The organism is Clostridioides sp. LIBA-6622 (assembly GCF_056716095.1).
The window spans coordinates 1,738,176-1,750,148 of record NZ_CP196998.1 but is presented as its reverse complement, the minus strand read 5'-3'; the positions used below and the strand labels follow the sequence as shown (position 1 = coordinate 1,750,148).

Annotated in this window: 11 protein-coding genes; 2 read left to right on the top strand and 9 right to left on the bottom strand. The window is 27.1% G+C overall.

The genetic code is table 11. The features are described 5' to 3' along the window. Positions 1-55 precede the first annotated feature (55 nt). Positions 56-655 (top strand): TerD family protein, encoded by a 600-nt coding sequence (locus tag ACTG47_RS08325; protein ID WP_479926793.1) that lies wholly within the window; start codon positions 56-58, stop codon positions 653-655. A gap of 47 nt (positions 656-702) precedes the next feature. On the opposite strand, the gene ACTG47_RS08320 is transcribed toward ACTG47_RS08325, so the two are convergent. The 7 genes from ACTG47_RS08320 to ACTG47_RS08290 form a co-directional block, all read right to left on the bottom strand. Then, positions 703-2,580, bottom strand: coding sequence for a putative bifunctional diguanylate cyclase/phosphodiesterase (locus tag ACTG47_RS08320; protein WP_479926792.1), 1,878 nt, complete (start codon positions 2,578-2,580; stop codon positions 703-705). A 427-nt stretch (positions 2,581-3,007) separates the two neighbouring features. Further along, complete coding sequence (locus ACTG47_RS08315; RefSeq protein WP_479926791.1) at positions 3,008-3,976, bottom strand: siderophore ABC transporter substrate-binding protein; 969 nt, start codon at positions 3,974-3,976, stop codon at positions 3,008-3,010. A gap of 77 nt (positions 3,977-4,053) precedes the next feature. Next, positions 4,054-4,809 carry an iron ABC transporter ATP-binding protein gene (locus ACTG47_RS08310; protein WP_479926790.1) on the bottom strand — a complete coding sequence of 252 codons (756 nt, stop codon included), beginning with the start codon at positions 4,807-4,809 and terminating at the stop codon, positions 4,054-4,056. Continuing rightward, positions 4,806-5,762 (bottom strand): iron chelate uptake ABC transporter family permease subunit, encoded by a 957-nt coding sequence (locus tag ACTG47_RS08305; protein ID WP_479926789.1) that lies wholly within the window; start codon positions 5,760-5,762, stop codon positions 4,806-4,808. The genes ACTG47_RS08310 and ACTG47_RS08305 overlap by 4 nt, the downstream gene beginning before the upstream one ends. Beyond that, complete coding sequence (locus ACTG47_RS08300; RefSeq protein ID WP_169468080.1) at positions 5,752-6,705, bottom strand: iron chelate uptake ABC transporter family permease subunit; 954 nt, start codon at positions 6,703-6,705, stop codon at positions 5,752-5,754. Before ACTG47_RS08300 ends, ACTG47_RS08305 begins: the two co-directional genes overlap by 11 nt. 212 nt (positions 6,706-6,917) lie before the next feature. Continuing rightward, a complete protein-coding gene (locus ACTG47_RS08295; protein WP_479926788.1) occupies positions 6,918-7,898 on the bottom strand; it encodes a dipeptidase in 981 nt (326 codons plus the stop codon). Between the two features lie 73 nt (positions 7,899-7,971). After that, on the bottom strand, positions 7,972-9,174 hold the full coding sequence (locus ACTG47_RS08290; RefSeq protein WP_479926787.1) for a DUF819 family protein: 1,203 nt from the start codon (positions 9,172-9,174) through the stop codon (positions 7,972-7,974). Positions 9,175-9,369: 195 nt separating this feature from the next. On the opposite strand from ACTG47_RS08290, the gene ACTG47_RS08285 reads away from it, so the two are divergent. Continuing rightward, complete coding sequence (locus tag ACTG47_RS08285; protein WP_479926786.1) at positions 9,370-9,924, top strand: cupin domain-containing protein; 555 nt, start codon at positions 9,370-9,372, stop codon at positions 9,922-9,924. A gap of 115 nt (positions 9,925-10,039) precedes the next feature. Here ACTG47_RS08285 and ACTG47_RS08280 read toward each other — a convergent pair whose 3' ends face one another. Together ACTG47_RS08280 and ACTG47_RS08275 are read right to left on the bottom strand one after the other, a co-directional pair. After that, entirely contained in the window at positions 10,040-10,831 is a 792-nt protein-coding gene (locus ACTG47_RS08280) for an HAD hydrolase family protein (protein WP_169468088.1), read from the bottom strand. A 27-nt stretch (positions 10,832-10,858) separates the two neighbouring features. Then, a complete protein-coding gene (locus tag ACTG47_RS08275) occupies positions 10,859-11,947 on the bottom strand; it encodes a cysteine protease StiP family protein (protein WP_479926785.1) in 1,089 nt (362 codons plus the stop codon). Positions 11,948-11,973: the final 26 nt, after the last annotated feature.

Sequence of the window (11,973 nt, the reverse complement as noted above, 5' to 3'; positions counted from 1 at the left end):
TGACTTGTTAAGTGCTACCATTTAAGTAAATCTATGTTTATGGAGGAAAATTACTATGGCTATAGAATTAAAAAAGGGACAAAAAATAAACCTTACAAAAAAAGAAAATAGTGATTTAGGTGAAATCTTAGTTAATTTAAATTGGAATCAAAAAATACAAAAAAAAGGTTTTTTTGGCTCTCTAAAAAGCAGTAATATAGATTTAGATTTAGGTTGCTTGTTTGAAATGAAAAATGGCGTAAAAGGTGCTGTCCAAGCATTAGGTAATTCTTTTGGTAGTTTAGAACATCCACCTTTTGCTCAACTAGATGGAGATGACCGAACAGGTAGCAATACACAAGGAGAAAATATAAGAATAAATGGTAATAAAATAAAAGAAATAAAAAGAATACTTATTTATGCTTTTATCTATGAAGGTGTAGCTAATTGGTCTGAGGCTGATGGAATTGTAACAATTAAACAAAAACAGGATTCAGATTTAGTTGTTAAGCTTGATGAACATAAAAATGGATATAATATGTGTTCAATAGCCTTGATAGAAAATGTAAATGATGAAACATTCAGTGTTGAAAAAGTAATTAAATACTTTAAAGGCCATAAAGAAATGGACAATGAGTTCCATTGGGGCTTAAAATGGGTTGCAGGAAGAAAATAAGTGTTTTATATAAGAGACTGTAAGTAAATTTACTTACAGTCTCTTTTTTAATGAGTATTTACTTGGTAACTATTATAAGCACATTCTTTATCCAGTAGTTCTTCAAATTCTAACATTGGCATTGGTTTATAGAATACATATCCCTGAACTAAATCACACCCAATCTCCTTTAAAAATTCAACTTGCTCATTACATTCAATTCCTTCAGCAACAGTTGTAATATTAAGTTCTTTTAGCATATGTATAATATTTTTTATTACTGTTCTTTCTTTTTCCTTATCTAAACTAGCATTAAAAAACATAGAATCAAGCTTCAAAACATCAAATGGTAAATCTTTTAAAACGCCTAAAGATGAGTACCCTTTTCCAAAGTCATCTAAAGAGCAAGTAAATCCATTTTCATGTAAATCCTGTATAATTTCCAAAAAGTGTTCTTGATTCTCAAAAGCGACACTCTCAGTAAATTCAATTTCTATAGTATTTTGGGGTATATTATATTTCTTTTGTATATTTGAGTACGTTTCCACAAATTTGGTATTATAGAACTGTATTCTAGAGACATTAACTGATATCTGAACAAATGGTTTATTTTCATCTAATCTCTTTCTAATCCATCTACAAACTTCTTCAAAAACATACTTATCTACTAAACCAATAAAAAAATCCTTTTCTAATATTGGAATAAATATTGCAGGGGATATAATACCTTTATCTGGAGTCATCCAACGTACTAAAGCTTCTGCACAACATATTTTTTGATTATGTAAATTAACTTTGGGTTGAAAATAAACTACGAATTCTTTATTTTCAATAGCTTCATGTATTCTACTTTTAATTGTATTTTCTTCAATCATTTTTTTACGAATATTTTCATTATAAAAAGCATAATTAGTACCTGGTTTGTTTTTAACTGTTTTTTGTGCAAAGTTTGCCCGATTTATTAAATCATCTATGTTTAGTTTTTCAATTACATCTTCAATGCAACAAATTCCACTAACAATAGTAATACTATATTTGTTTTTAATTTCATTTGTAATATTAATCAGTTTATCATCTACAACTCGTTGCCTTATTACTAAATCTGATTTATCTACATAACTTCTTAAAGCAATAAATCTATCTGCGATTTCTCTTGCAAATATCTCATATTTTCCAATATCATTCATCATAAGATTAGCATATCGTTTCAGTATCATATCTCCATAATCGTATCCAAATATGTCATTAATGTATTTAAAATTTTCAAAATCAATATAGAATATAGCAAATTTCTTATCTTTATATTTGCGAATATTTTGATTTGCATCTATCTTAAATTTTTCTATAGTATTCGCCCCTGTTAGCTCATCTTTATATGCGATGTTTTTTAAATCTACATTTAACTTCTCCAAACTAATTAATTTTTTATTATATTGTATAATCAATATAATCCATGCTAACATACCTATAATAGATATAATGATTATTAAAGTCATTAGATAATCACTTTTTTCTTTAGAAAAATTTTCTATTTCAAACACTGTACTATTTGCAAGATTAAAAAATTCTTCACTTATATCTAATAAGTGATTATTTTCTTCATTCATCCTTACTTTTTCTATTTCAGTATTTAAATCTTTCCACTTTTTTTCTAGTAAAAATAAGTAATCGTTATATTTTTTGCAATCAGCAATTACCAATCCGTACTTTCCATCCCCTGTAATCAATTCATGTAAAATCCCATCAATATAATTTATTAGCTCGTCATTAGGTTTATTGTTCATCTCTAATTTACTTAAACGCTGACTAGCTCCCCGAACTATACCAACATAATTAATCAGTTTTCCATAGTCACCAATATTATGAATCAATTTAATCGAAATGGAGCTTATAGAAATTAATAAAATAAATAAAACTAAGATAGTTACCTTCAAAACTCTCTTCATAAAATACCCCTATCCTCTATGTTGTTTTTCATGTGTATAATCATTTTTCAAATAAGGTGCATGAAATTCCAATAAAAATTTCTATGCAATTAAAGTATAGAAATTTTTATTTTACATAGTTTATTTTTAGCATTATATCCATTTACAAAAACGTTTTTTATATAAAAATGCTTATTTTCAAATATAGTTTATATTATTTTTAGTGTAACACACAACTTAAAACTATATAATTGCGACAACATACATCTATATAGTTCAATTATATTTAAAAATTATTCTTTTTGTCTAGTGTAACTTTCTATTTTCTTATGTTTTGAATAGATTTATCTTATAATTAAGATTATTATTTAAGCCATAAAAAATCAGCCACTTTAAGTGGCTGATTAAATAAGTAATAGATAAAACATGTTTATTGTAAATAACAGATTTATTTGTTAACTGCTTGTGATGCATCATCTATCATTTTATTTAAAGAAGTTAGACCCCCATCATTCACATACCATGTTGGTGAATCCAGATAGATTATATTATCATTTTTATATGCATCCATAGATTTTATTATATCATTATTTAAAACAGATTTTGCTGTTGAACCTGCTTTTACATCACTACCTGTAGCTATTCCTCTATCTATAACAAACATAACTTCTGGATTTTGTTTAGCTATATACTCAAAAGTTATATTTTGACCGTGACTTGATTCTTTTATATTTTTATCTTTATTTTCAAATCCAAAACTATTATATAATATACTAAATCTTGATTCTTCACCAAAGACACTTAGGTTACCTTCATTTACCATTAGAGTTAAAGCATTTAAATTTTTTTCTGTTACTTTTTTATTTAAAGTCTCTATCTTCTTTTCAATTTTATTAAATTCTTGATTAGCCTTTTCTTCTACTCCAAATATTTTTCCTATTTTATCTATATTATTTTTAACAGAATCCAAATACTTCTTATCATCTTTACTTGTACTTATTGTTGGTGCTATTTTCGATAATTGCTCATAAAAATCTTCTTGTCTTCCATTTATTATAATTAAATCTGGATTTGTTGATTTTATACCTTCTAAATCTGGTTCTTTCAACCCTCCTAAATCTGCATATTTTTCATCTTTATACTTCTCTAAAGATGTTGGTAAACTTGACTTTGGAAGTCCTACTAAACTCTCTCCCACTCCTAATGCATCCATTGTATCTAGAGCCGAATAATCAAATACTACTACCTTCTTAGGCTTTAGCTTTACATCTGTTTCTCCCAAACTATGAGTTATCTTTATAGTATCATTTGGATTATCTGATGTCTTGGATTCATTTTTTTCACCTACACCTAATGCAAACACTGTCACTAATCCTACTATTGCCACTGCGGCTAATATTGCTACTTTTTTATTCATGTCAAATCTCCCTCTTTCTTGTTGATGTCTATTTTAATTTAAATTTTTATAAAGTTCGTTTGTATTTATATAATACTTTAAAAATAAATACAAATTCGATTTCCATTTATATTTTTAATATTGAAGTTCATTTCATAAATATCTTCTAAAACTTTTTCATTGACTATCTCGTCTGTACGACCTACCTTCTCAATTTTTCCATTTTTTAATGCAACTATATTATCTGAATAGCATGATGCAAAATTTATATCATGCATTACTAATACTATAGTCTTATCTAGGTCATCACAAAGGCCTCTAAGCACTTTCATCATTTGAACTGAATGATTCATATCTAAATTATTAAGTGGTTCATCAAGCAATATGTACTCTGTATCTTGGGCTATTACCATTGCTATATATGCCCTTTGTCTTTGACCTCCACTCAACTCATCTAGATATTTATGTTGTATATCAGTTAATTTCATATATTCTATCGCTTCATCGATATACTTCTCATCTTCTTTAGTTAGATTGCCTTCACTATATGGAAATCTTCCAAATCCAACTAATTCTCTTATTGTGAGCCTCAAAGTTATATTATTAGATTGCTTAAGAATAGCTATTTTTTTAGCCAATTCCTTATTAGTGTAACTAACTAAATTTTTTCCTTCTATTATTACCTCGCCACTATCACCTCCTATAAGCCTTGTTACTATTGATAATACAGTACTTTTTCCAGCTCCATTTGGTCCTATAAAAGAAGTTATCTTTCCCTTTTCTATATTAAAAGAAACATCTTCTACGACATTTTTATTCTTATATTTTTTAAATATATTCCTTATTTCTATCATCTATTTGCCCCCTTTAATAATAACTGAATAAAGTAAATTCCTCCTATGAAATTTATTACTACACTCAAAGTGGTATCAAATTTAAATACATGTTGTATAAAAAATTGCCCAATTATTAAAGTAATCATTCCTATCAACATTGACCCCAAAATTAAATATGTATGCTTATACGTTTTAAAAATTTCTCTAGCTATATTGGCAAGTAAAAGCCCTAAAAATGTCATTGGACCAATAAGTGCTGTTGATATTGAAACTAAAATTGCTATCAGTATTATCATTTTTTTAACTACTTTATCAAAATCTACACCTAAATTAACTGCTTGCTCTCTACCTAAAGATAATACATCTAAATACTTTATTTCGTCATATATAAAAGGTATCATAGCAATAATTATTATAAATGCTATTAAAAGTACATTAGTATTTATATTATTTAAACTGACCATTATACTAGTCTGTAAAGCTAGAAATTCATTTGGGTCTATCATTACTTGAATAAATGTTGTTGCACTTTTAAATAATGTTCCAAATACCATACCTACTAGGACTAAAAAGAAAATATTGTTTTTATTTTTTTCAAATAATGTCTTATATAATAACATTGATGCTCCAATCATCACAGTAACATTAATAATAAAATTATAATTTTCATTAGTAATCAAACTGCTAGTTGAACCAAATATGAATACTATTATAGTTTGAATCATTACATATAATGAATCCAAACCTAATACGCTTGGGGTTAATATTTGATTATTTGTAATTGTCTGAAACACTACAGTAGTAAATGCTATACACCCTCCACCTAATATCATAGCGAGTATTTTTGGTATTCTCTGTGATAATGCATAATCGATATTATTCATATCTATCCCATAAATTGTAAAAATAACTATTGATAGTAATAGTAATATACTAATAAAATAAATTTTCTTATTAAGACTAAGCTTCATTTACATTCCTCCTTAGTATCAAATAAAGGAATAGTATACTTCCTATAACTCCAACTGTAAGCCCTATAGATATTTCGTATGGATAAATAACTAGCCTTCCAAAAATATCACATATAAGCACAAATATAGCTCCAAACAAACCAGTATACCATATATTTGACCTTATATTATCACCCATATATAAGGACACAATATTTGGAACTATTAGACCTATAAAAGGTATATTACCAGCTGTAACAACTACACATACTGTGACAAGAGCCACTATTACTAGACCTATATTAACAACCTTCTTATAACTCAACCCTAAGTTTGTTGCAAAATCCACACCCATACCAACAACAGTAAATTTATTTGCATAAATATATGCTAATATTATAAGCGGTATTGTGATATATAATATCTCATAATTTCCTTTAAGTATCATAGAAAAGTCCCCTTGCATCCAAGAACTCACATTTTGACTCAAATCATATTTATATGCAATAAAATCTGTCATAGAACCTATTATATTTCCAAACATTATACCTACTAATGGTACGAAGATTATATTTTTAAATTGTAATTTACTTATTATTTTCATAAACATAAAAGTCCCTATAAGAGAAAATATAAATGCTATTATGGTCTTTGTAAAAATAGACGCAGTTGGTATTAAAATCATACAGATTACTATGCCAAATTGAGCTGCATCTATTGTAGCTCCTGTTGTAGGTGATACAAATTTATTTTTACTTATCTGTTGCATTATAAGACCTGCTATACTCATCCCCACTCCTGCAATCAATATACTTATCAATCTTGGTATTCTGCTCATGATAAATATCATAAGTTTATGCTGATTTTTTGCAAATATATGCATTATATTTATATCTTCAGCTCCTATAAATAAAGAAAAATAAGACAAAATTATTATTCCTATGACTAAATACCTTTTTTTCATTCTCCCTCCTTAAAAACTTTTTTTAATTAAAATGATAATTATTATCATTTTTACTTTTATAGTTTATCAATAATAATTATCATTGTCAATACATATATATATTTGTTTTCTACATAAAAAATGTTACTAGAATTGAAACTTCTAGTAACATTAAAATCCAACTTAATAAAATAAATTATAAATGCTAACTTAAATATGTAGGTATTATTATATTATTTTAGTATATCTTTAAAGAGTCTATAAAAATTACCACTTGAAATTAAATCTATGTCTCTTTTTTTATAACCTCTATTTTCAAGTTCTACTATTATATTATGTGCTGTATATGTACTTTCCAAACCATCTACACTTGGAATACTAGCATTTTCAGTAAAAGAACCAATAGTCTCCGTACCTAAGTAATCACTAAAGTCAAAACCAAAAGATACATGTTCTATACCTATAAGATTTACCATATAGTCTATATGGTTAACTAAGTGTATCAAATCTTGTTTTTGTGGATTACTATTAGTAAATCCTCTAAAACTATTTATTCCTACTAATCCACCTGTCTTTGAAATTTCTTTTAATTGAGCATCTGTAAGGTTTCTTTTAGCATCACATAGACTTCTTGCGTTAGAATGAGAAGCTATTACTGGCTTACTTACAATAGACATCAAATCCCAAAATGACTTCTCATTCAAATGTGATACATCTACTATCATGCCCAATTCTTCCATCTTATTTACTGCTTTTTTCCCTATCTCAGTTAAGCCTCTGTCTTTATCTCCTAAACATCCTGTAGCAAGTTCATTTTGCTCATTCCAAGTTAATGATGCATGTCTTGCTCCGACTTCCTTGTAAAAATAGTCTAGTAAATCTATATTTTTTCCAATATGACTTAATCCTTCTATTCCAATTAAAATATTTATTTTATTTTCACTTATGCCTTTGTTTATATCAGAATATTTTTTTACTATATTTACAATATCTTTCATATCTTCAATTTCATCTTTTATACAGCTTACAATTTGTTTAACCCTTTTTTCAGGTTCTTTATCATATGGAGGGTCTATCCATATTACAAAAATAGCTCCTTCTATATTTGCTCTTTTAAAATTATCAAGATGAATTCTTCTAAATACATCTTTCTCCCCGTTAAGTCTTCTTATTGTTACATCTGCCCAAGTATCTGAATGTCCATCAAAAATCATAACAACCTCCAGTTAAATAAAATCTTTATCAAAATAAACTTTTTAATTCACGAAAAATTATATCAAGGTAAAATTATATTAAAATATTTCCTACTAAAAGACCAAAATAATTACCAACTATGTACCCAAATGTTCCAACTATAAGTATTGGACCTACTAGTTTAGACCAACCCTTTGATATTGCCATAGCTGCTGCTGTTGTAGGTCCTCCAATATTTGCATTAGATGCAAGAATAGCTTCTTCTAAACTAAACTTAAATATTTTGGCAACTATGAATGTAACTAACATGTTTATCAGTACCATTATTCCACAGTATAAAAGTAATAATGGTGATTTTTGAATTATTAATGTTATAGAAGCAGGAACACCTACTACTACAAAGAAGATATAAATTAAAAATGTACCTATCTCTTGTGCTCCTTTTATATCACTAAAGAATTTAGGCATAAATGTAGCAAATAACATAGTCAAAGTAGTTATTATTAAATATTGATTACCAAATAGAGTATTTAACATTGCTAAAAAAGGATTTGATGTTGGTATTATAGCTTTAAACCAAGTTGATAACTCTACAGATACTGCAACAATTATAAATGCACTACCAATAGCTATTGCTATATCTTTTAAAGATATTTCTTTTCTTCCCCAATAGTTCGCTGCTATTGTTTCTCCTTCAGTTACATTAGTACTTTCCATCTCATCTACATGCGGATGTTTAAAATGTTTTCTAAAAAATCCAATTGATGGGATAGCAATTAAAACAAAGAAATATAGTGCCATTAAAAGATTATCTGCTACAACTGTTGCTGAGACTAATTCTCCAGGTGCATTAAATGCGCCTGACATGGCTGCAAAGTTTACATTTCCACCTATATAAGAACCTGTCATCATAGCTGCAACAATATTTAAATCTGGTACTGCATTTTTTAATAGTAAAAATCCAACCATGGCTCCAATCACAGTTCCTACAGAACCTACAAGAAATATTACAAGTAATCTTCCACTTTCTTTCCATATCTTTTTAATGTTACATTGATATAAAAGTAAAGCTATGGCTAAAGGAACAACATATCCCCATACTTGGTCATACACGACAGACTCTACTGGTATGATATTTAGATTTGATAATAGCATAGCTCCTACAAGAGCTATTATTGCTCCTGATATTTTCGATGCCCAATTGTACTTTTGTTCCAAATAAATACTAAATGCTGCCCATCCAGTTATGACTGCCCATAATACCCAAATATTATCAGGACTTACAAAACTCTTCATCTTACCTACCTCCCTATTTCATTAAATTAAAATATCTATATTAATATTCAATATATTGAATATTAATATAATTATAATTCATCTTTTCAGAAAATTCAATATAACAGCAAAAATACATGTATAATAAAACTTTTTTTATTTTATTGTTCTTTAGAAATTATATGTTATAATCATGTCTGAGGGGGTTTGTATCTAATGAATATAGATGTCGGAAGCAAAATTAGAGCTCTTAGAAAATCTAAAAATATCAGTATCTCTACTTTAGCAAAGAACTCAGATTTAAGTACGGGTTTAATAAGTCAAATTGAGCGAAATATGGTTGTTCCGTCAATTGTAGCAATGTGGAAAATATCAAAAGCTCTTGATGTAAATATAGGTTATTTCTTTGATGAGATTGAAAAAGAAGACTCTGATATAATAGTAAAGAAAAATAATAGAAAAAAAATAGTAACTAATGATTCTACAAAATTTTATGAACTTCTTGTTCCCAATTTATCTGGTAAAAAAATAGAATTTTTACTTGTTACACTAGATGGTCATACAAAAAAAAGTAGTGAATTTGTAACACATGAAGGGGAAGAGTGTGGCTATATAATAAAAGGAAAAATGAAGATAATACTTGGAAATAAGGAATATGTATTGGAAGAAGGAGATAGTTTTTATTTTAACAGTACTATTCCACATGTATATGAAAATTATGATGATGATGTATGTATCTCAGTTTGGGCAATGACTCCTCCTTCATTTTAATATATTGAATTCTTACTTGAATATAAATTAATAAAAATCTGAAATAAATTAGTATGACAAATTTTATTCTAATTTATTTCAGATTTTTTATTTTATTAACTATATATATTTCTTATTATATATTAAGCAGACAACTTTCATCTAAAATATTAGATAGTATCTCTTCTGTTCCACTCATTCCATTAAAAATACTCGATATAAATGAATTTTCTGTTTTATTTTTATTTATATCACCATGCTTTAATACATATGCTTTATTTGAAATATTGAGCATACCATAATCCATGACAGAATCTCCAATTGCATAGAAAGACTCTATTTCTAATTCTTTTGTCAAGTATTTTATAGCATTTTCTTTTGAGATTTCTTTTGGTATAAAATAGATTTTTCTGCCACTCACATAAAACTTCCAATGTTTTGATTCCAATATATTTAGATACTCCTTGATTGAATCCAGATTAAATTTTGCAAAGTCCACAACTATATAAAAAAACGTATCTTCTGCAACTTTAAAATTAGTTATTCCTTCTATATTCAGATAATCTTTAAATTTTTCAATCATACTTTCAATGGGTTCATAGCTAGACTTTAATTTATCTATTTCTTCACTCCATGATTTCAATATTTCATTATTTTTAAGTATAATTGCTCCATTTGAAGTTATGCTAAAAGGAAAGTGAATCCCATATTTATTAAATTCTATACGCTTAAATTGCTCTACTGTTCTAGTAGTTGTCGGTATAAACATACCATAATATTGTATTTGCTTTATTAAATTTATAGTATCTAAAGATATATAAGATATTTCTTTTTCTCTATAAATTTCTATATTAGTATATTTCTTATCAGTGTCTAAAAATTTATCAGAGTAAATAATACTCCTGTCTAAGTCTGAAAAAACAATCATTCAGTATTCTCCTGTCTAATATATTTTCTAAATGTCTTTCATATTTTTTATTATTCCACAGCATTTATATGCTTTTAAGTCCATTTGTTCAACTTCAACATTTTTCTCTTTAGCTAATATAAATATGTGCTCTAAAGATTTATCATTTAAGTCTTTAACTAGAATCTTATAAGGAACTCTTCTAAGTAAAACTCTTGTTGTTTCCCCAACGCCTGGTTTGATAAAGTTAATGTCCGTTATGTTATACTTTTCCTTTATATTTAAAACATCAAAATATCCATCTTTTGTTATAATATCACTTTCCCAGTTATCAACTTCAACAGATATGTTCTTAAATTGATTTTTAAAACAACTTTCTATTGTCTCTATATAATTTATAGATTCGTCTTTATCTTTTAAATGTTTATAGAACTTAGCTCCATGAAAATCATCTTTACCAATTAAATCATCTCTTAATACGGTTCTACTTATCAGCCCAGAAACTGTTGAATTTAAACATGCACTTGGTATTAAGAAGTCTTCTCTAATTCCATAAAGCCCTGAATATCCAGCAGGGTCAGCCAATACAGCAAGGGTTGAATCAAAAGTTTTTTTAAATTTGTTACTAAGCTCGTCACATGCCTTTTCAAGTTCTTTTGATATAGTTCCTTTTCCAGTCCAGCCATCTAAAAATTGAATTTTTTCATTTGGATGATTCTTTACTATATATTCAATTGCATTCATATCTATGCCTTTATCTCTTATTATAGAGATTGTATAGTGAGGTAAATTTAGATTATACTTGCTTTTTAGATATCTCTTTGCCAAAATACCAATAGGTGTACCTGCTCTAGCAAGTGAAACTAATACCACATCATTCCCATTTTTTTTAATTATCTTTTCACACATAACTCCTATGGAAAATGCAAGTTTATCTTTATTTTGCCCTAGTTTGTCATGATATAAATTCAGATAATCTTCACTAACTTCATACTCTATTGGTATCATTTCTGAATAATGACTACCATTTTGTATTTTTAATTCTCTCTCTTTATTTCCTTCTTCTTCAATTAAGTTTGATATATCTTTTAATAAAAAGATAACATCCTCCTTAGAATATGTGCTAAAATCTGCCATATAACTCAACTCCTATCTTAAAACTG